General features: G+C 42.5%; 19 protein-coding genes and 1 riboswitch. Of the genes, 16 read left to right on the top strand and 3 right to left on the bottom strand.

Annotation, left to right across the window (positions count from 1 at the left end; all coding sequences use genetic code 11):
• Positions 1-192 precede the first annotated feature (192 nt).
• Genes nirB through AABM38_RS23865 form a run of 5 tightly spaced genes read left to right on the top strand, consistent with a single transcriptional unit; the run spans position 193 to position 5,839 of the window.
• Positions 193-2,616 carry a nitrite reductase large subunit NirB gene (nirB, locus tag AABM38_RS23885; protein WP_423408617.1) on the top strand — a complete coding sequence of 808 codons (2,424 nt, stop codon included), beginning with the start codon at positions 193-195 and terminating at the stop codon, positions 2,614-2,616.
• Between the two features lie 13 nt (positions 2,617-2,629).
• Positions 2,630-2,950, top strand: coding sequence for a nitrite reductase (NAD(P)H) small subunit (locus tag AABM38_RS23880; protein ID WP_423408616.1), 321 nt, complete (start codon positions 2,630-2,632; stop codon positions 2,948-2,950).
• Positions 2,951-2,992: 42 nt separating this feature from the next.
• Complete coding sequence (gene cobA, locus AABM38_RS23875; protein WP_423408615.1) at positions 2,993-4,450, top strand: uroporphyrinogen-III C-methyltransferase; 1,458 nt, start codon at positions 2,993-2,995, stop codon at positions 4,448-4,450.
• 28 nt (positions 4,451-4,478) lie between these two features.
• Positions 4,479-5,213 carry a sirohydrochlorin chelatase gene (locus tag AABM38_RS23870; protein WP_423408614.1) on the top strand — a complete coding sequence of 245 codons (735 nt, stop codon included), beginning with the start codon at positions 4,479-4,481 and terminating at the stop codon, positions 5,211-5,213.
• A gap of 14 nt (positions 5,214-5,227) precedes the next feature.
• Entirely contained in the window at positions 5,228-5,839 is a 612-nt protein-coding gene (locus AABM38_RS23865; RefSeq protein WP_423408613.1) for a precorrin-2 dehydrogenase/sirohydrochlorin ferrochelatase family protein, read from the top strand.
• Positions 5,840-5,991: 152 nt separating this feature from the next.
• On the opposite strand, the gene AABM38_RS23860 is transcribed toward AABM38_RS23865, so the two are convergent.
• Positions 5,992-6,225: a hypothetical protein gene (locus AABM38_RS23860; RefSeq protein ID WP_423408612.1), complete on the bottom strand. Its 234-nt coding sequence runs from the start codon at positions 6,223-6,225 to the stop codon at positions 5,992-5,994.
• A gap of 185 nt (positions 6,226-6,410) precedes the next feature.
• Here AABM38_RS23860 and AABM38_RS23855 point away from each other — a divergent pair, with 185 nt between their 5' ends.
• Positions 6,411-7,145 (top strand): sulfite exporter TauE/SafE family protein, encoded by a 735-nt coding sequence (locus AABM38_RS23855; protein ID WP_423408611.1) that lies wholly within the window; start codon positions 6,411-6,413, stop codon positions 7,143-7,145.
• Between the two features lie 382 nt (positions 7,146-7,527).
• Positions 7,528-9,027, top strand: coding sequence for a malate:quinone oxidoreductase (locus tag AABM38_RS23850; RefSeq protein ID WP_423408610.1), 1,500 nt, complete (start codon positions 7,528-7,530; stop codon positions 9,025-9,027).
• Positions 9,028-9,167: 140 nt separating this feature from the next.
• Here the strand turns inward: AABM38_RS23850 and AABM38_RS23845 are convergent, their stop codons facing one another.
• Both AABM38_RS23845 and AABM38_RS23840 read right to left on the bottom strand, forming a co-directional pair.
• Positions 9,168-9,719, bottom strand: coding sequence for an ECF transporter S component (locus AABM38_RS23845; protein WP_423408609.1), 552 nt, complete (start codon positions 9,717-9,719; stop codon positions 9,168-9,170).
• Positions 9,720-9,785: 66 nt separating this feature from the next.
• Positions 9,786-11,027, bottom strand: coding sequence for a dicarboxylate/amino acid:cation symporter (locus tag AABM38_RS23840; RefSeq protein ID WP_423408608.1), 1,242 nt, complete (start codon positions 11,025-11,027; stop codon positions 9,786-9,788).
• 427 nt (positions 11,028-11,454) lie between these two features.
• On the opposite strand from AABM38_RS23840, the gene AABM38_RS23835 reads away from it, so the two are divergent.
• The 9 genes from AABM38_RS23835 to AABM38_RS23795 all read left to right on the top strand — a co-directional run bounded on the left by AABM38_RS23835 (position 11,455) and on the right by AABM38_RS23795 (position 21,441).
• Entirely contained in the window at positions 11,455-13,626 is a 2,172-nt protein-coding gene (locus tag AABM38_RS23835) for a PQQ-dependent dehydrogenase, methanol/ethanol family (protein ID WP_423408607.1), read from the top strand.
• 231 nt (positions 13,627-13,857) lie between these two features.
• Positions 13,858-14,949 (top strand): helix-turn-helix domain-containing protein, encoded by a 1,092-nt coding sequence (locus AABM38_RS23830; protein WP_423408606.1) that lies wholly within the window; start codon positions 13,858-13,860, stop codon positions 14,947-14,949.
• A 472-nt stretch (positions 14,950-15,421) separates the two neighbouring features.
• Complete coding sequence (locus tag AABM38_RS23825) at positions 15,422-16,372, top strand: heme-dependent oxidative N-demethylase family protein (RefSeq protein ID WP_423408605.1); 951 nt, start codon at positions 15,422-15,424, stop codon at positions 16,370-16,372.
• On the top strand, positions 16,369-16,830 hold the full coding sequence (locus AABM38_RS23820) for a dimethylamine monooxygenase subunit DmmA family protein (RefSeq protein WP_423408604.1): 462 nt from the start codon (positions 16,369-16,371) through the stop codon (positions 16,828-16,830). The genes AABM38_RS23825 and AABM38_RS23820 overlap by 4 nt, the downstream gene beginning before the upstream one ends.
• Before the next feature lie 23 nt (positions 16,831-16,853).
• Positions 16,854-17,822 carry a PDR/VanB family oxidoreductase gene (locus AABM38_RS23815; RefSeq protein WP_423408603.1) on the top strand — a complete coding sequence of 323 codons (969 nt, stop codon included), beginning with the start codon at positions 16,854-16,856 and terminating at the stop codon, positions 17,820-17,822.
• A gap of 58 nt (positions 17,823-17,880) precedes the next feature.
• Positions 17,881-18,546: a YdeI/OmpD-associated family protein gene (locus AABM38_RS23810; protein WP_423408602.1), complete on the top strand. Its 666-nt coding sequence runs from the start codon at positions 17,881-17,883 to the stop codon at positions 18,544-18,546.
• Positions 18,547-18,747: 201 nt separating this feature from the next.
• Positions 18,748-18,928, top strand: a riboswitch (Lysine riboswitch).
• Positions 18,929-19,039: 111 nt separating this feature from the next.
• Positions 19,040-19,873, top strand: coding sequence for a transporter substrate-binding domain-containing protein (locus tag AABM38_RS23805; RefSeq protein WP_335379024.1), 834 nt, complete (start codon positions 19,040-19,042; stop codon positions 19,871-19,873).
• A 63-nt stretch (positions 19,874-19,936) separates the two neighbouring features.
• Positions 19,937-20,680 carry an amino acid ABC transporter permease gene (locus AABM38_RS23800; RefSeq protein WP_423408601.1) on the top strand — a complete coding sequence of 248 codons (744 nt, stop codon included), beginning with the start codon at positions 19,937-19,939 and terminating at the stop codon, positions 20,678-20,680.
• A 17-nt stretch (positions 20,681-20,697) separates the two neighbouring features.
• The gene (locus AABM38_RS23795; protein WP_423408600.1) at positions 20,698-21,441 is read left to right on the top strand and encodes an amino acid ABC transporter ATP-binding protein; all 744 of its coding nucleotides are present in this window, start codon (positions 20,698-20,700) and stop codon (positions 21,439-21,441) included.
• Positions 21,442-21,467 lie beyond the last annotated feature (26 nt).

Here is a 21,467-nt window from a genome sequence, read left to right as displayed (position 1 = left end):
TGATATAGATGATGATCATTTCCTCTAATCCTATTGATATTTGACGTATTTGTGAAACTATGAACAAACTCACGTGGAATGTGACGAACTTCACAAATTCAATTCTCCAACAGTATTACAATTTAGACATAGAGAAAACTTTATCTATCACAAAAACTCCATATATAAGATCAATTGTGGGAGGAACGAAAAATGGAAAAGAAAAAACTGGTCATGGTTGGCAACGGGATGGCAGGAATCAGGACAATAGAAGAATTGTTGAAACTTTCTCGTGAAGCATACGAGATTACGATTTTTGGAAACGAACCGCATCCGAATTACAACCGGATCATGTTGTCTACAGTCCTGCAGGGTGATAAGAGTATTGAGGACATTATAATGAACGACTGGGTGTGGTATAAAAACAATGGTATAAAACTTTATGTCGGCGAAGGAATCGTAAAAATAGACAAGGAAAATAAACAGGTGATTTCAAGTGCGGGCAGGGTTGCTGAATATGACGAATTGATCATCGCGACTGGTTCCAGTTCATTTATTTTACCAGTGCCTGGTGCTGATAAAAAAGGGGTCGTCGGTTTTCGTGATATATATGATTGTGAAATGATGATCAAAGATTCTTATGAATACAAGAAGGCGGTTGTCATCGGGGGCGGTCTCCTTGGATTGGAAGCAGCAAGAGGCCTCCTCAATCTGGGGATGGAAGTGGATGTCGTCCACCTCATGCCATACTTGATGGAAAGGCAATTGGATGCCACTGCTTCTGAAATGCTGAGAAAAGAATTGGAAACCCAAGGGATGAACTTCCTGCTTGAGAAGCAGACCGCTGAAATCCTCGGCGATGAACGGGTAACAGGGCTCCGGTTTGCGGATGGCTCCGAAGTGGCAGCCGATCTTGTTGTCATGGCCGTGGGCATCCGCCCGAATGTCCAGCTTGCCAAGGATAGCGGAATTTACGTGAATCGCGGTATTGTTGTCAATGATTATATGGAAACAGACATCCCGAATATTTATGCTGTTGGAGAATGCGCAGAACACAGAGAAATCGTCTATGGCCTTGTTGCGCCATTATACGAACAGGGAAAGGTACTGGCGGCGAATCTTGCTGGAGTGGAAACCGCTCCATATGAAGGAACCATTTGCGGTACCCAGCTGAAGGTTTCAGGCTGCGACCTATTCTCCGCCGGAGAAATAGGCGATGATCCGGGAACAAAATCAATCAAGGTCCATAACGAATTTGACGGGGTCTACAAGAAAATCGTTATTCGCGATAACCGCATTGCCGGTATTGTCCTGTACGGGGATACGAAGGACAGCAACCGCCTGTTCAGGATGCTGACCAAAAAAGAGGACGTCAGCGGCATGACGAGCGTGTCCATCCTTGAAGCGGGAGGCTGCGGCGGCGGAGATACCAGCGATGTTGCCGCGATGGCAGACGATGAACTGGTGTGCGGATGCAATGGTGTCTCAAAAGGAACGATCGTTGAAGCGATACGCACGAACGAACTCACAACAGTTGATGAAGTCGGAGCCTGCACGAACGCCGGTCGTTCATGCGGACGCTGTAAATCCTTGATCTCTGATATTCTTGCCAATACGATTGGCGACCAGTACGATACATCATCTAAAAAAGCAGCCATTTGCGGCTGTACAGCGATGAGCAGGGACGAAGTAGTGGCGGAAATAAAGGCGAAAGGGCTGACAAATGTAAGGGAAGTCATGAATGTCCTTGGCTGGAAGCAGGAAGAAGGCTGCTCCAAATGCCGCCCGGCGATCAACTACTATCTCGGAATGATCCATTTCGATGGCTACAAGGATGAGCGCGACTCAAGGCTGGTCAATGAAAAGATGCACGCCAACATTCAGAAGGATGGTACCTATTCAGTGGTGCCAAGGATGTACGGAGGAGTTACAACTGCAGCAGACCTGAAAAAAATCGCAGAGGTTGCGGAAAAATACGATGTTCCGCTCGTCAAATTGACTGGCGGGCAGCGGATCGGACTTTTTGGAGTGAAAAACGAAGACCTGCCGGCGATGTGGGAAGAACTCGGAATGCCTTCAGGCTATGCATACGGAAAAACACTCCGTACCGTCAAAACCTGTGTCGGGGCAAAGTTCTGCCGCTATGGCACCCAGGATTCAATGGGACTTGGCATCGAACTAGAGAAAAAATTCGAACGACTTGATACGCCACACAAAGTGAAAATGGGCGTGTCCGCATGCCCGCGGAACTGCGCGGAATCAGGCATTAAGGATATCGGCTTTGTCGGGGTCGACGGCGGCTGGGAAATCTATGTCGGCGGCAACGGCGGTACCGACCTGAGAGCCGCAGACCTGCTGATGACCGTCAAAACGGGGGAAGAAGCAATCGAGATCACTGGTGCTTACCTCCAATATTATCGGGAGACGGCTGCCTACCTTGAAAGGACAGCTCCATGGCTGGAAAGGTTGGGACTTGAACATATCAAAGCGGTCCTGGAAGACGCCAAAACAAGGAATGAGCTGAATGCAAGGCTGGATAAGACGCTCGAAAGATACATCGAGCCATGGCAAGAAGCAATCGAGAAAGTGGAAATTAAAGATAAATACTACCAGACAAGAAAAGTGACAGTTGAATAGGAGGCGAAAGAAGATGGAGAAAACCATGGTGAAAATCAAGGTTGCGGATTATCATTCCTTGCCTGAACGGGCAGGGCAGACAGTCGCTGTCAATGGGGAGGAAATCGTTTTGTTCCGTTTGACGAACGGTGAAGTGAAGGCCGTCGAGAATCACAGTCCGCACCGAAAAGGCGGGACGCTCACCGCAGCGCTTGTCAGCGGTCCGTACATCTACTGTCCTGTTTACGACCTGAAAATCTCTCTTGAAGACGGGAAAGTACAAGCTCCGGACAAAGGCGAAGTTAAAACTTATCAAATTGAAGTCTGTGATGGGGACGTTTATTTAATCATTTAACGGGGAGGAAGCTCCCTCTCCGTTTGAAAGGATGTCAGCACAATGAAAAAAGGAAAAGCATTTTTAGTCGGAGCAGGACCTGGGGATGTTCAGTTGATCACTGTGAAAGGAATGGAGGCCATCAAGAAAGCGGAAGTGATTTTATACGACCGCCTTGCCAATCCTAAGCTGCTTGAATTTGCTCCTGATGAATGTGAGCTGATCTATTGTGGCAAGCTTCCTGATCGCCATGTCCTTCGCCAGGAAATGATCAATGACCTCCTGGTTGCCCGGGTGCTTGAAGGGAAAACCGTTGTCCGGCTAAAAGGCGGCGACCCGGGAGTATTCGGACGGGTCGGCGAAGAAGCCGAAGCGCTTGCTGAACAAGGCCTTTCCTATGAAATTGTGCCTGGCATCACTTCAGGAATTGCTGCTCCTCTGTATGCCGGCATACCGGTTACCCACCGGGAGTTCGGGGAGTCTTTTGCGGTCGTCACAGCTCATGACAAATCGGCGGATGGCCAGCCCAAGCTTGATTGGCAGGGGCTTGCTGCAGGTGTTGATACCATCGCCTTTTATATGGGGATATCCAACCTGCCATTCATCTGCAGCAATTTGATCATGCACGGCAAACCAGCAGAAACACCGGTCATTCTTATCCAATGGGGAACATTTTCTAGGCAGAAGACCCTTGAAGGCACCCTGGCTGATATCGCGGAAAAAGCGAGAGCGGAAAATTTCACAAACCCTGCGATCACCCTTGTCGGCGACATCGTTTCCCTTCGCGGCAAATTGAACTGGTTCGAGAAGAAACCGCTCTTCGGCAAACAAATTTTGCTTGCCCGGACGGGTACTGCTTTAAGCAGGCTTGCGAAGGAGCTGACGGAACAAGGGGCGGATGTAATTGAATTTCCGAAATGGAAGAAAATTAGGGTGTCTGCTGATATGCAGGTGATTCATTCGATTTCGGAATTTGAGCGGATTCTGTTCACTTCACCTGAAAGTGTCGACGACTTTTTTGGCACGCTATTCAACGAGGGCGTCGACATCCGAAAGGTCAAGGCTGACCTATTCGGAATTTCGGTAAAATCCATCCGTGCCCTGAACGGAAAAGGCCTGTTCGCTGAACTAAAAGAGCGCATGCCACGAAGCGGCAAGCTTTTGATTGTCGGTGATAGCGAATGCGAAGTTTTTTACGAAGATGCTGAAAAGTTCCTCACCTCGAAAATGGTTGTCGACGAACAGTACACCGCAATTTTTAACCGGATGATGGAAGAAGCGTCAATCAATACAGTGATCCTTCCGAGCAGCAGGGCAGCGAAGAAACTCGTTTCGGAAGGATTGCTCAAAGAACGGGTTCCGCAGCAACTGCTGAAAACAGCTGAAGTTGTCTGCATGGGTGAAAGGACAGCATGGATAGCTGATTCATTGGGTATCCATGTGGATACTGTCGTCAAAGCACCTGCGAATGAAGCAGTGATTGAGCACCTGGCGAAAAAAGAACAGGAATTGCTGGCATAATCACCGTTCGGCAGGAAGGATGGATAACATGAAAGCAGCTGTATATATCGGCCATGGCAGCAGGTCTGATGAAGGGAACAAACAGTTTATTTCTTTTATAGAAGAGGTCATGGCAAAGACTCCCATGCATGTGACAGCTTATGGATTCCTCGAAAATGCAAAGCCTTCCGTGATGGAGGCTGTGGAAAGCTGCATTTGGAGAGGGGCCAACGAAATAACTGTTATCCCCGTATTATTGCTTCCCGGCATCCATGCGAATGTTGATATTCCTGAAATTCTTAAAACGGTAAAAGAAAAGCATCTGGACGTAGACATTCGATATGGAGAACCGATTGGCATCAACAGCATCATGGTGGAAATTATTGAGGATCGCTTGCGGGAGAAAGGATTTACTGGCAGCCTTGAGGAAGGTATCCTGCTTGTTGGCCATGGCAGCCGAGATCCGCTGGCAGCTGCGGAGTTTGAAAAACTGCAGGTGAAGCTGCAGGACAAAACGGCTTCAGCCATCCATACTGCCTATATAACAACTTCTCCATTTTATGCGGAAAAAGTTTCTGAGCTGATGGACAGTTCCCTCCGAACTATTTACTTGCTTCCTTATCTGCTGTTCACGGGTGGCTTTGCTGTTAAAATGAAGGAAAGAACGAATGAATTCTCAAGGCATTCCTCCCGATATGAAGTAGTTGTTTGTGAACCAGTCGGCTTTGATGACAGGCTGCAAGCTTTACTGGTAAAAAAGGCGGAAGAAGCCGTGAGCATTTGAAAGGATGAATCAGAGTGTATGCGATCAACCTGGAGTTGAGGGGCCGAAAAGCGGTCGTAGTAGGCGGTGGCAAGGTCGCCGAGCGCAAAGCAGCAGGTCTGCTTGAAGAAGGTGCAGATGTGACAGTGGTAAGCCCAACGCTGACGTACGGCTTGCTGAAGCTGGCTGAGGCTGGGCGTTTGTCCTGGCTTAAAAAAACTTTTTCCCCAGAGGATCTTAAGGAAGCGTTCCTGATTTTCGCTGCTACAGACAGCAGGGAAGTGAATTTCGCAGTAAAAGTCAGCGCAACACCCAGCCAGCTTGTCAATATTGCGGACGATCCGGCATTATCCGACTTTCAAGTGCCTTCCATGGTGAAAAGAGGAAAACTGTCTATCGCTGTCTCGACATCCGGGGCGAGCCCCATCCTTGCCAAAAAAATCCGCAGCCAGCTGGAAGAAACCTTTGATGAACGGTATGAAGCCTATATGGAGTTCCTATTTTCCTGCAGGAAGGCCATTCTGGCTGAAGTGAAAGATGAGACAAAGAAAAAACAGTTGCTTGCAGTCATCACAGAGGGAAGTTTCCTCAGTGACAAGGAGCGTAAGGAAAGGTTTGCAAAGATGTTAAAAGAAGCCAGTGAGTGAGGAAGACTTGTATCTTCTTCACTTTTTTATTGTTTATTGATAGGTTACAAGGAGATCTAACATTATCATTAATAAGTGAAATACTACCGCTTTAAAAGAATTATTCTCCTCATATTCTCTTTCAGCTCACTTTTGCTTCAATAGGGACCGTATTATAAGGAAATGAGGAGTTTTTTGCTCCAAGGAAGTAAATTATGTCTAAGGAAAAGTAAAAAGTAACTAAAAACCATTCCATCTACTGCCTCGAAATAATAGATATCATGAAGCTGGATACGGTGAACTTTATCATTTTGATACCCGAGAATAATGAGGGGCATAGTTTCCAGCCTGTTTACGATTTCATTTATTTCCTCATCCACCTCATCCACCATCGGGTTTTGAACCATCAATTTCATCTCCTTCACATCTGTAGAAAGCCCTGATAATAATGGTATGAAAAACAGGTAATTTCGTGCTGGGGACGTATCTAATGCTTCAGCTAATTTGTTAGGCTTCATGGAAGCAAAGGAAACGTCCCTTTGCTTCTTTAAGTGAAGGAGATAACTCTGTTAGAAAGAAAGCGGGTGTTTTTATGGAGACATTTGGATTTATTATGATTATTTTAGTTGCTTCCATACTTCAAACGAGTACAGGGTTTGGCTTTTCCATTTTGGCTACGCCTTTTCTTCTTTTAATTTTTGAACCAGCTGAAGCGATTCAAATCAACTTGCTATTGTCTCTGGTCATATCCAGTGCCCTGATCTTGAAGATTAGAAAGGATATCGATTTTGGAATGCTTAAAAGATTTATAGCAGGAAGTGCTTTAGGGCTGCCGATCGGTATGGGTATTTTTATGTTAATTGATATTAATAGTTTAAAGTTAGCAGTGAGTCTTATTATCCTGGTATTAACTGTAATGCTGGTTCTCACGTTTCGAATCAGCCAAAATAAGAACCGGGATTTGCTTGTAGGCGGGTTCTCCGGCTTGCTGACAACAAGTATTGGCATGCCAGGCCCGCCTTTACTGTTATATTTTTCAGGAACACATACTCAAAAAGAAAAATTAAGAGGAACGACGCTTGTTTTTTATTTATTTGTCTACTTAGTCAGTTTAATCATCCAAGTAATTTTTGCCGGAACAAACAAAACCATCTGGGTTTCAAGTTTATGGGCACTGCCCATGGTTTTAGCAGGCATGCATTTGGGACAACGATTATTCAAGAGAATAAATCAAAAAGCTTTTCGCATCTTTACCTACATAATCTTATTGATTACAGGAATATACTTGCTGATTGAAAGCATGGGGACATATCTTATGCTTCCGTGAACCATGAAGGTTTTTTGGAAGCAAAAGGAACATCCCTGCGCTCTGTTTAAAAAACGGCACATCTGGTTAAAATTGGTATGGTAATCGATAAAGTATAGGGACAAATCCAATGTTTTCGGTAATTTTATTGGATTATTGGAAGCGAAAAGAGGCCTCCTTCTGCTTCCGGGGCAACCCTTGTCACTTTTTTTATTTTCTAAAATAGTCTATAATTATCAGATAATAGTAGATATTTTAATATATCAATCATTATAATAGATATTGTATGGTTTTTAATTGTGACGGAAATGTTTTGTGCCTAAGTAGCACACCTTGCTTTCGACAACACCTGAGCGGGAGTGCCTACTCCTTTTTTCAAATATAGGGGATAAGGAAGGTTATAATGAGCAGCATACAGAAAAAAACAGACGTTATCTTGATTGGTGCCGGAGTCATGAGCGCGACTTTGGGATCATTATTAAAAGAATTAGCACCGGAATGGGATATTAAAGTGTTTGAGAAACTCGGAAACGCAGGCGAAGAAAGCTCTAATGAATGGAACAATGCAGGTACTGGGCATGCTGCACTGTGTGAGCTTAACTACACAAACGAAAAACCAGATGGATCGATAGATATAAGCAAAGCAATAAATGTGAATGAACAATTTCAGCTTTCAAGACAGTTTTGGTCTTATCTTGTAAAAAGCAATCTGATTAGGAATCCGCAAGATTTTATCATGCCTTTGCCCCACATGAGTTTAGTGGAAGGGGAAAAAAATGTAACGTTTTTGAAAAATCGTTTTAAAGCGCTTTCAAATATTCCGTTGTTTCAAGGGATGGAATTTTCCGAGGATCCTAAAAAACTGAAGGAATGGATTCCACTTATCATGGAAGGCCGTACATCGAATGAACCAATCGCGGCTACCAAAATCGATTCAGGAACGGATGTTAACTTCGGCGCGTTAACACGCATGTTGTTTGAGCATTTAAAGAGAAAAAATGTCGAGATAAACTATAAGCATAGTGTTAAGGATATTAAACGTACGAACGATGGCTCTTGGGAACTGAAAGTGCAAGACCTCGAAAGTGGTAAAACGGAATACCATACAGCAAAATTTGTCTTTATCGGCGGTGGAGGGGGGAGCTTGCCTTTACTGCAAAAGACCGGTATTCCTGAGTCAAAACATATTGGCGGATTCCCAGTGAGCGGTCTATTTATGGTTTGCAAGAATCCAGAGGTTGTAGCGCAGCATCACGCAAAAGTATACGGTAAAGCGAAGGTTGGAGCTCCTCCAATGTCGGTTCCGCATCTTGATACAAGATTTATCGACAACAAAAAAGCATTGCTGTTTGGACCGTTTGCTGGCTTCACACCTAAGTTCTTGAAAACAGGCTCAAATTTGGATTTGTTAGGGTCAGTTAAACCGAATAATGTCATCACTATGCTTGCGGCAGGCGTAAAAGAGATGTCATTGACTAAATACCTGATCGAACAAGTTATGTTATCCCATGAAAAGCGAATGGAAGAATTACGCGAGTTCATACCTAATGCCAAAAACGAGGATTGGGAAATTGTAGTAGCCGGACAACGTGTACAAGTTATCAAAGATACTGAGACTGGCAAGGGAACACTTCAATTTGGTACGGAAGTTGTGAGTGCCGCTGATGGCTCTGTAGCTGCATTGCTCGGCGCTTCTCCAGGTGCATCGACTGCCGTTCACGTTATGCTGGAAGTATTAGAAAAATGCTTCCCTGAACAAATGTTTGAGTGGAAAGCGAAAATCCAGGAAATGATTCCTTCTTATGGCGTGTCACTTGTGGACAACCCAGAGCTTTTCCAGGAAATCCATGCTTCAACGGCGGAGACGCTCGGACTTAATGGAAAAGAAATGGCGTATAGTTAATGCATTAAACCCTTTGATCCTTTTCGGATTAAAGGGTCTTTTTTGATTTACCAGTTAGATTTGCACCTCCTCATACAAAAAAATACCCCATAAAATAGACATTTTACAAAAATGCCTACTCTATAAGGTACAATACATGCTTAATTAAGATGCTTTCTTTTATCAAACCGTCCAGCTATTCTTGTAAAGCGTCCTACAAGCGGGATTACAATGATACCTGCGATGACAACCTGCATAACGTTGCCAGGGATGGATCCGAATGGCTGGATCCAGTTACCGTACAGGATTACTTCGGTAAAATAATAGCCAACGATTTTAATAAGAAGTGCAACGGCTACTGCCAGTGTGTTTACAACCACTCTATTGCCGGGTACTTTCTCGGATATAAGGCCGGCTGTAAAGCCCATTGCACCTACGATGACGAAAGTAAATGGCGCCCACAGTGCCCAACCTGAGAGGACATCGAACAAGCCCATTCCAAAGGCGCCAGCAATGGCTCCTGTTTTCCTGCCGTATACCAGGGCTGCGATAAAAAGAGGAACGTTACCCAAATGGATGAGGCCTCCGTTGCCCATTAATGGGAGCCTCAAGTTAATGAACATTGTGGCAGCAAGTGTCAATGCGATGAATAGTGCATTGATGACTAATGTTCGTGTTTTAGTCGATTGTGTCTTGGTGAATGTTTGATTCATATGCAAACCTCTTTCTTTTTTTTTATATTACCATAATTATAGACTGGTTCATGAAACATTTTTTGTTCAGCGTAACACTTGTGCTTCGCTTTCATACTTCTTCTCTGACTGATCGACAACTGCAGCTCCTACTACATCTCCAATTACGTTTGAAGCTGTCCCTGCCATGCCAATAATCGCATCGACACCTGCAATCAGGGCAACAATCTCAAGTGGAAGATCGAACATGGTTAGTACAGCTGAGAGAGTGACAAGTCCTGCAGCCGGTACGCCTGCTGTCCCAATTGATAGCAGTGTTCCTACTAGAATGATGGTTAAGAAATCAATTGGAGAAAATTGTGCTCCTGAAACATTCGCGGCAAAAACAATCGATGCTCCCATTCGTAACGCGCCGCCATCTGAATTAAATACGGCTCCTAATGGTAAGCTGAAATTGACCATCTTCTCGGAAATGCCGGCTTTTTTAGCACTTTCAATGGCAACAGGGAGCGTTGCAATACTGCTTGAAGTGAAAAAAGCTGTCGTGTAAGCGTCTTTCGTGTTGATGAAAAATTTCCTGACAGGTATTTTAAACATTTTAAGGAAACCGCTATAAACGAATACCCACAGGATGATAATCCCAAGATAGAATACCCCAGTAAACTTCACTAATGAGGTAAAAGTATCCCAGCCTTGTGTGCCAAAAGCCGTTGCTCCAATAGCAAAAATACCAATAGGTGCGTAAAGCATAATTCCTTGAAGAATTCTGAAGAACAGTACATTTGCCGCATCTAATATTGACTGTAGCTGACTTCCGTATTTCTGGATTTTTTCATCCGTTGAAAAGCGCATTCCAGAAATTGTAAAACCGATGATGATGGCTAGAAACATGATTGCCATAAGATTGCCTGTAGTGAAAGCGGTAAGGAAATTATCAGGAACAATGCTTAAAATCACATCTGAAACGATTGGAGTTTCAGGTTTATTCACTTCTGCATTAGGCAAGGATAGGGAATTTCCCGGATTAATCAATAGGGAGAGGCCCAGGCCGATTAAAACAGCAGCGGCTGTAGTGATTCCATAATAAAGAATCAATTTCCCGCCCGTTCTGCCCAACTGTGCTGGATTCATTTGATTCACCGCAAGTACCACCGTTAAAAAGACAACCGGAGTAGCAATGAGATTCAGCAACTTTATCAATAATGTACCAAGAGGTTTTAATAGTACTGCCTCTGGTCCAAAGATCACACCGACCAAGATTCCAAGGACGAAACCAGCCGACATTTTTAAAATGAACGAAGAGTTCTTATATTTTTTCCAAATGTTCACTTCATTTCCCGCCTTTTTGCTAAAAATTTTAGGATTACAATATAGCCCAAGTGAAAATGGACCTATTTATAAACTACACTTGTTGAAGAGAACAAACAATAGAGAAATAGAATTCTGCTGTTGAAAATTGGTCATACATTTTTAAAGGATAAAAAGACGTTTCTAACCTTTTACACTGATCAGTCTTTACAAGATTAATAGATATGAAATTCTACTTTTACAAATTACTTCTTCCTAATAAATATTTTCCAAATATTTATAAACAATAATACGCAAAATAATGAACACATAATGAACTTGGCTTTTTTTATATCAAGCACCTAAATGACTGTTTATACGAAATCACAAAGGGTATTGGATTTAATAGGTATTTATCATCAGGTAAGGATTTCCTAGGAAATTTCAAAAAATGAAAGAAGGGGTAGAGTTGAAGGATCATCAAAGCAATAAATTTAATGTTATATGGTTAACTGGGGTTTTTATCGTCGTTATTCTATTTTTTATTTATTTCCTCGCATTGAATGACAAAGAGAAAGCGGATAACAAGATTGAAAAAAATGAATCGCCTCAAACATCTGAGGTGGCTGAACAGGATCATTCAATCCCGGAGTTTGAAGCAAAGGAATTGACAGCAGCACCAAAGGGCAATTGGGTGACAAATGGCGGAAATACCTATAATCAGCGGTATTCCACTCTGGATGAAATCAATGCTTCTAATGTGAAGGGGTTAAAGGGAGAATGGGTCACTTCACTTGGATCAGGTTTTGAGTTTAAGTATTCAGGGGAAGCATCTCCCGTGGTTTACAACGGTGTCATGTATATCATCACCGGTGCTGATGAGGTTTCAGCTATTGACGTGAAGAATGGAGAGAAGTTGTGGACGTATAAGCCAGATATTGAAGACTTGGACACCGTTTGTTGTGGTTGGACAAGCAGGGGTGTGTCAATCGGCGATGGAATGGTATATGTAGGGCTGTTAGATGCAAGGCTTGTGGCCTTGGATCAAAAAACAGGCAAAGAGGTTTGGACAACAAAGGTAGAGGATTGGAAAAAGGGCTATACCATTACAAGTGCCCCCCTTTACTACAATGGAAAAGTATACACTGGACTAGCTGGCGGTGAATACGGAATAAGAGGCAGAGTCACAGCCTTTGATGCTAAAAATGGAAAGGAACTATGGCGATTCTACACGATTCCGGGTCCTGGAGAAACCGGCCACGAAACTTGGCCAAGCGACAATGAATCGTGGAAACATGGAGGAGCGCCAGTTTGGCAAACTCCAGCAGTCGATCCTGAATTAGGACTTCTATACTTTTCAACGGGAAATGCCGCTCCAGATTTGGATGGAAGCAAGAGAGAGGGAGATAATCTTTTCTCATCTTCTATTGTGGCAATTGATGCGGAAACAGGAAAATATAAATGGCATTTCCAGGAGGTCCATCATGATATTTGGGATTTAGACTCACCGAATCCTGTTGTGTTATTCGATGTAGAAAAAGATGGAAAGAAGAAAAAAGCTCTTGCCCAAGCAGGTAAAACAGGTTGGGTTTATATTCTAGATCGCACAAACGGTAAACCTTTGGTAGGGATTGATGAAAAACCAGTACCGCAGGAGGAACGCCAAAAAACATCGCCAACTCAGCCAGTTCCTAAAGGTGACTCATTCGTGCCCCAGGAAGTAACTGAAAATGATGTGAAAAAGGACATAAAAGGTTATAAGGGTGAGCTATTTGGCAAGATTTTCACCCCTTATTGGGAAGAACCGATTCTTGTGAAACCATCAACCTTCGGAGGAGCCAACTGGCCGCCATCCGCCTATAATCCTGAAACAGAGTATTTTTACGTATTGGGTACGGACCAGTACTCCACTTTTACAAGAAGTGAAGAGGAATTTGAAGAAGGCAGCATCTATCTGGGAAGCATCATTCAGCCGATACAGGACGCACCTTTAAGAGGCACTGTGACAGCGATTGATGTGAAAACAAATAAGATCGCATGGCAGAAGAAATGGGATGCAACAGCCTACAGCGGAGTTCTTACAACAAAAGGAGGTCTGGTTTTCGTAGGGCATAATGACGGAAGGCTGATCGCTTATGATGCAAAATCCGGTGAGCAGGTTTGGGAATTCAAGACGGATGCCGGAGTCAATGCGGCACCAGTGGCGTATGAAGTGGACGGGAAGGAGTATATTTCGGTTCTTGCTGCCGGAAACTCTTTAGCAGGGTCGAAGCATGGAGATTCACTATGGACCTTCTCGCTCGATGGGAAAATTGAATCAGGTACGAAACCAAAAAAACCTGAAAAAGAAAGTGATAAAAAAGATAAGGATCAAGCTGGAGACGGTACTGAGGGAAGCGCCGTCGAGGGTAAAGAGGTTTATAAAGGAAACTGTCTAGCCTGTCATGGAGAGGGCGGTACAGGCGGCCATAATGGCCCTGATTTACAGCTTAGCAAGGTAGCCCATGACCCCGATAAAGTCATGGAACGGGTGAAAAACGGCGGCACTGTCATGCCAGCGTTCGGAGACATTTTATCCGAAGAAGAAATAAAGGCAGTAACGGAGTATATCACGGAAGTAGTCGCCAAAAAGGATAAATAGCAAATAGAAAATGACCAGTCCTGAGGGATGGTCATTTTTCTTGAATCCGGGACTAAAAATGGAAAAAACCGCAGAGCCTGCTTTGATCATGAATCTTGAAAAAATCGCTATTTTTCAACTGTCAGTAGAATAGCTATCATTCAACCAACACTTGATAGGCAGGTAAATGTCAGGATGATAAGATATTCTTAACAGGGCGCACTGGAATAAATAGTTAATGGAGGAGTTCACATGCTGGATACACGTAAGATTGGTGCTTTCATTTCAAAACGAAGAAAAGATCAGGATATGACCCAAATGGAACTGGCAGAAATATTAAATGTGAGCCATCAAGCAGTATCTAAGTGGGAACGGGGGGAATCACTTCCCGATATAGGTACGCTGCCGCTGGTCGCGAAAATTTTCGGTATAACGATTGATGGTTTAATCAATGCCGGTGAAACACAATCTTACTCACACATTGGCAAAATCGTAGAGGAGATTTCAGAAAATAGACCAGAGCAAGTAGCTATATTGATCAATGAGGGAGAAATAGAACTTGAGGAACTGACAGAAGTTGCCCCCATCATAAAATCCAGTACGCTTAATAAAGTATCAGAAAACTTGGATGTAAAAAGGATCGATTCAGCTGTCATTACAAGTCTTGCACCATTCCTTGGCTCTGATGCGCTGGATGCTGTTGTCCGTGAATCAATGGAGGAAGCAATTGATTGGACTGTCATCACTGAAATTGCTCCATTTCTCAGTGAGAATTTACTATTTGAACTAGCAGAAAATAATTTGAATGAGGGTTCTCTTAAAGTGGAAGATCTTATGAGTATTGCCCCTTTTTTGAGCAGTGAACTCCTGGATCAATTCATCATACATTTAAAGGATAGTAATATTAGCTGGGAAATGGTACAGGCTCTTGCTCCGTTTTTAAGCGAAGACTCAATGAGTCGTTTAGTTGATCAAGCAATTAATGGAGATATTAATGCTGAGCGTATCGTTGATCTTGCTCCATTTCTTGAAAAAGATCAATTGGAGAAACTAGTTTTACAAGCTGAAAAAGGAAGGATGAGTTGGAGTATTGTCGAAGGGCTCGCGCCGTTTTTAAGCAGTGGAACTTTGAATCTGCTAGTTAATCAAGCTGTGGCGGGAAAAATCGATGCTAAAAGAATGGCAGGACTCGCTCCGTTTTTAAGCAAAGAAAACATAGGGAAGCTAATAGTGGAGGCGGAGCAGGAGAATCTGGATTCGGAGTTATTGACGAGCCTTGCTCCTTTTATAGATAAAGAACATTTAAGTAGATTGATTACATCTTTACTAACAAAGGTGAAATAGGGCATTTTTATATATTTGATAGAATGTGTTCTCTTGAGGAGATAACGCTAAAAAATCATAACTAAAAACGTCCATATGAGTTGGTGCGTTCAGTTTTCAGACAAAGATATAGTTCACCAATCAGTTATTGAAACCCTGTTGATTGGAGTGGAAGGCGCGTAGACTCCTGCGGGCTCAGCGCCAGCCCCGCGGAAAGCGAAGCGCCTGGAACGGAAATCAACAGACTAGTTTTATAGATCAACTAAATAAATAAAAGCTGTAGACCAACTTTATTTTCCGAGTTTGTCTACAGCCTAAACGTACCATATGAGTTGGTGCGTTTTTTGCTGATTGTCAGGATTTAGGACTAGCATCGTCAGGAGTATTGGAATTCACTAATCCGTGTTCAGAACAGTAATTGATTATTCAGTGATATCTTAGCTATTTTTTTGTATAGTATAAGTAAAAGAAAATTCTGAAAACAGGTGAATTTATGACGACAAATGAAGATGTATCTTCTTTTCCTTACCCTTTTGGGGATAGTGATGTCTACCGATACTCGAATAATGCCACTCAATTAAATCCGCCGAATTCAATTGAGCTAACAGACGACTATTTAAAAGAAATCAACCTAAAAAGAGAGCTGCTTTCCCAGCACCCTGAACGATGCTGCCATTCGTTACCGCACACTTTGAATGCACAATGGGAAGTGGTTGATTTGATTTTGGATCATCTAGTTACTTTTTATCCTGATAAATTCACATTGCAAAAAAGAGATAATAAGTGGTTATTTTCCAACGTCCAGACAAAAGAAAAGATCGCCTTTACATTTGGAGACAATTCAACTCTTGGAATGGAGCCTTTAGATTTTATTGGCAGGCATGTTCAAGAGGATTTGATCTTGATGATGCAGCGGGATGGCAACCTGTTTTTAGATGCTGGTCAGCTTTGCTTTCCGGCAAATTGGTCTTTGTATTTTGACCTGGGTATGTCTTTTAAAGAAATTCATGCACCAATTCCCGGCTTTCGGACTGATGACCTGGATGATCGAATTCTGCAATTTTTAATGCGAATCGAGGCAGGTACTCCCTGGGGGAGGAAGAACTGGTCACTCATGGCAGGTAACCGACTAGATACTTCACTTGAAACATTTTCAGAATGGGGTCAGGCCAGGAAGCAGGTGACGAAGGAAAATGCCGGAGAACTTGTTCATTTAAGGGTTGAGGTTCAAAAGCTTTTCCGTCTGCCAAAAAGCAACGGTATTTTATTTACCATCCATTCACACATGCTGCCTTTAGAAAGGTTCATTCGGCATACTCCGTGGCTAGAACAATTTTATTCGATCCTCCATGAACTCCCAGACTTTATTGCTGACTATAAAGGAATTTCATTGTATCGGAATCAGGTACTTGACTATTTGGAAGAGGAAATGAAAAAGAGATGAATGGGTTACAAAAGGAGTTTTCATTTACTAAGGGGAAAAGAAAATATTTATTCTGTGCCGATTCAAAAAGTGCAGAGCCTTTATATATTCCCGTTCAACAAGCAATCGAAAATAAAGTCCCTTTTGATTTCATGGTAATAGATCATGAATCCGATTCCTTCCTCAGGCTTTGGCTCAATCAGCAGAAAATGGGAACGTATTTATATGTATCTGGTGAGTTGGAATTTATAAACCGGTTGAAAAATCTAGCCTTGGAAGCAGGCTTTTCTGATCATGAAATGCAATTGAACGTACAGGGACCTGTAAGTACGAGGGTAATTTGCTGTAAATGTCATGGTGTGAATGATGTAGAAGATGAACTGCATATCATCTGTATTCATTGTGCAGTTGACCTTGAGGTTTCCAGTCATTATTCCCGCCGTCTTGAGGCCTATCTTGGCTATACTTCTATAAAATAATCATTTGGTCAAACTGGAGGAGCATGGTTTTGCGTCGAAATCCAATATTACAAGTACGTGTAAGAAATATTGTAGAAGAGACTTCCGCGATTAAAAGGTTCACCTTACAAGCATTTGATTACTCTCAGCTTCCTTCCTTTAGCGGTGGTTCGCATATAACAACCTTTTTGCCACATTCTTCAGGTACATTGGAAAGGCATTATTCTATTTTTAACCTAAATGCTGAGGCAAGTATGTTTGAAATAGCGGTCCGCTTGGCTAAAGACTCAACTGGCGGCTCTCGTTACTGGCATCAAAATGTTAAAATAGGTGATGTATTACCCATAAGCTACCCAAAGAATTACTTTCCATTAAGTTTTCAAGCAAAACATAATGTGTTCTATGCAGCGGGGATTGGGATCACTCCCTTTTTATCGATGATGGCAGAGCTGGCTGAAAAAAATTCTTCTTTCGAACTGCATTATGCAGCGAAGTCAAAGGACCAGTGTGCTTTTTATGGATTCTTAAGCAAGACCTATCCAGATCAATGCCACTTTTATTTTTCAAATGGCGAGGGCAATAAACGTTTATTGCCAACACAGCTTTTGAATCATCGGATAGGGACGCATGTGTATTTTTGTGGTCCCGAGAACATGATTCAAGATTTCACAAACGCAGCAAAATCATATGGCTATCCGTCGTTCAACATTCATGTCGAACGATTTGCTCCGCCGGCAAAGAAGGAACAGAATGCTTTCCAGGCAATACTAAAAAGAAGCAAAAAACAGCTTGAGGTTCCTGAAAATGCTTCACTATTGGAAGTGCTCCTTCAAAATGGGATCAAGGTTCCATACTCCTGCCGTGCAGGCGGGTGCGGGACTTGTGAAATCAAGGTGGTCGAAGGACAGATTGTTCACTTCGATTCCTTTTTAACGGAAGATCAGCAATGTTCAAAACAGTCCATGCTTAGTTGTGTATCGCGCGGGAATGGCAGGTTAGTGCTGGATTTGTAACGGTTAGATTAACATTCTGGAATTACTGTATTCAGGATTAAAGCAGAAGGTGGAAAATATGGCGAAAACAATTGTAGAAAAACTTAACTTGCAAAAATATAAAAAAACGGCAGTCTTGAATGTCCCAGAGGGTTCGGACTATTTAGCGGAACTTGAAGGTTATGATACAGCGCTGAACAAGAATCAATCGTATGATCTGATTTTTGCTTTTGTGCTTGATCTGGAAGCTTTTAAAAGGATCGTAAATACGGTGATCAAGAATAATTGTTTAAATAAAAAGGGGTATATCTATTTAGCTTATCCTAAAAAAGGGAATAAAGTATACCCAACCTTTATTCATCGTGATGAGATTTTTCCTGGCATAGGCGTTGATGAGAATGGTTATATTGGGACAAGCACGATCAAATTCGCCCGTATGGTTGGATTGGATGATACTTTTACAGTGGTTGGCCTCAAAGAGGAAGCTAGAAAAAGTCAGCCTTCTGGTAAAGCGAGTCAGTGCGTTGATGATTACATTGAGCTGATTCCGGAAATAGAAAAAGATTTGTTGGATAATCCAGCATTACTTGCGTTCTACCAGTCCCTCACACCAGGATACCGCAAGGATTGGGCCCGTTTTGTATACAGCGCAAAACAAGAAGCAACGAAAGCGAAAAGGCGAGAGGAAATGAAAATGATTCTTGGAGCAGGGTTCAAGAGCCGGGATTTATATAGTAGAAAATAATGGGAAACGCATCCTGTAATAGAGAGGCCAATGTAATACGGAAGTGCTTGATTCCAGTAGGTTAAACAGGGGAAAACACATTGATTTTACTCGCCATGTAGAATCGCATCCTTCTGGTTTTTCAAAAAGAACTAGATTGACAGAATTAACAGCTTATTGTAGCCTAGTTAATATAATTTAATATTTACACCTCACTTTTACTAGTGAGGTAGAGGCGCGATATTTAACAGTCCTTAGCGGAGCATGAGAAGCTATGATGCCAGGGAGAAGGAAATGTCGCCGAAGTTTGTAATATTCTCAGTATTACTTGCTGGGTCTGCAGTTAAGAGCTGCAGGACTGTCTCAATAAACACCCAGTTTATTGAGTTGTGCTATCTCATTTAGGGAAAAGAGAGGAATTTAGGGCATCTATAAATAGTGCGACCTGAGTTTATCTCAGGTCGCTTTTTGTTTGTAAAAAAAGCTCTAAAAACAACAAGGAGGAGAAACGGACATGAGAAAACAAGTATCATTATTTCTAGTATTGCTGCTTTCAGCAATGATTCTATTGGCAGGGTGTGGAAGCAAGGATGAAGCGTCTGGCTCATCTGATGAAAATACATTCAAAGTAGGTCTTGAAGCTGGTTATGCACCATTTAACTGGACGCAGAAGGACGATTCAAATGGCGGTGTCAAAATTGCTGGAACATCAGAATATGCCGGCGGTTATGACGTGGAAATCGCTAAAAAGATTGCAGATGGTTTAGGCAAAGAATTAGTGATTGTTAAAACGGAGTGGGATGGCCTTGTTCCAGCTTTAACTTCAGGCAAAATTGATGCGATCATCGCAGGTATGTCACCAACTGCAGAACGAAAAGAAACAATCGATTTTTCGGATAACTATTATAAATCAAATCTAGTAATGGTAGTTAAAAAGGGCGGAAAGTACGAAGGGGCTACTTCAATCCAGGATTTTAAAGGTGCGAAAATCACTGCTCAATTAAATACATTCCACTATTCAGTAATCGATCAAATTGAAGGAGTATCCAAAGCGACGGCAATGGATAACTTCCCGGCAATGAGGGTTGCGCTTGAATCAGGAATCATTGATGGATACGTTTCAGAACGCCCTGAAGCGGTAAGTGCTTCTGGCGCAAACGAAAACTTAGCAATGGTTGAATTCAAGGATGGGTTCAAAACATCAGAGGACGATACTGCAATCGCCGTAGGTCTTGAAAAAGGCAGCAAGTTAACAGGAAAAATCAATGAAATCTTAAAAGGCATCTCTGAGGAAGAACAAACGAAAATCATGGATGAAGCGATTAAGAACCAGCCTGCAGCAGAATAAGGATGACGTAAAACCGGCTGTATACGTACAGTCGGTTTTATGATGGTATAAAGGGGGAGAAAAATGAGCTTAGAGTGGATCGTAAAGATCATTTCGGAAAACTGGCCTATGTTCCTTCGCGGAGCAGGTGTCACACTATATATTTCTCTGATTGGAACCATCTTAGGTGCAATCATTGGTCTTATAGCAGGAGTGGTTCGCACCATTCCTGTACCAGAACGCGGAATAAAAAAAATAGTACTAAGAGTCATTAATTTCATTTTATCTGTTTATATCGAATTCTTTCGCGGTACCCCAATGATTGTTCAGGCTATGGTCATTTATTATGGTTCGGCCTTAGCATTTGGAGTGGATATCGACGTAATGGCAGCAGCACTCATTGTCGTATCAATCAATACTGGAGCATACATGGCAGAAATCGTTCGAGGCGGAATTGTTTCTGTTGATAAAGGCCAATTCGAGGCTGCACAGGCAATTGGCATGAATCATTTCCAAACCATGATGAACGTCGTATTGCCGCAGGTCGTTCGAAATATTTTGCCTGCGACGGGCAATCAGTTTGTCATTAATATCAAAGATACATCCGTCCTTAACGTTATATCCGTATCAGAATTGTATTTCTTAACAAAATCAGTTGCCGGTAACAACTTTAGATACTTTGAGTCATTTTTTGTAGCATGTGTACTTTATTTTGTCATGACATTTATCGTCACAAGAATCCTGCTTTATTTGGAACGCAAATTGGAAGGACCGGACAATTACACGATGATGCTCGGAGAGGAATCACCGACGGCAAATAAGTTATAGAAGAAGGAGGAGAGAGTATGGAAAAGGTCATTGATATTCAACATCTAAACAAATCCTTTGGAACACATGAAGTTTTAAAAGACATCAACTTTTCGGTCAATAAAGGGGAAGTCGTAAGTATAATCGGCTCTTCAGGATCAGGAAAATCAACTCTTCTTCGCTGTATCAACCTTTTGGAAAAACCAAGCGGAGGACAGATCATCTATAATGGAGAGAATATCCTCGATGATAAGCATGATATCCCAACCTACCGCAGACATTTAGGAATGGTATTCCAGCAGTTTAACTTATTTAATAACCATAATGTCCTGAATAATTGTACAGTGGGCCAGATCAAAGTGTTGGGACGTTCAAAGGATGAAGCTGAAAAGGTAGCAATGAAATATCTTAAGGTCGTTGGGATGGATCGATATATTAACGCAAAACCAAAGCAGCTATCCGGAGGACAAAAGCAACGTGTGGCGATTGCCAGAGCACTTTCGATGGAGCCAGATGTCATGTTGTTTGACGAACCAACTTCTGCTCTTGATCCGGAAATGGTAGGAGAAGTTCTAAAGGTAATGAAGGAACTTGCTGAATCAGGTCTTACGATGCTGATCGTTACCCATGAGATGGAATTTGCAAAGGAAGTATCAGACCGTGTCGTGTTCATGGATAAGGGAGTTATTGCCGAGGAAGGAAGCCCTGAGCAAATCTTCAATAATCCTAAGCAAGACCGTACGAGAGAGTTTCTTAAACGTACCTTTGTTGAAGTATATTAATAATATATAGGCTCTGTTGAAGTTGA

This window comes from Heyndrickxia sp. MSNUG (assembly GCF_049532715.1).
Lineage (GTDB): Bacteria > Bacillota > Bacilli > Bacillales > Cytobacillaceae > Mesobacillus.
Note: the sequence above shows the minus strand (reverse complement) of the source record. Positions and strands in the feature narration are given on the sequence as shown.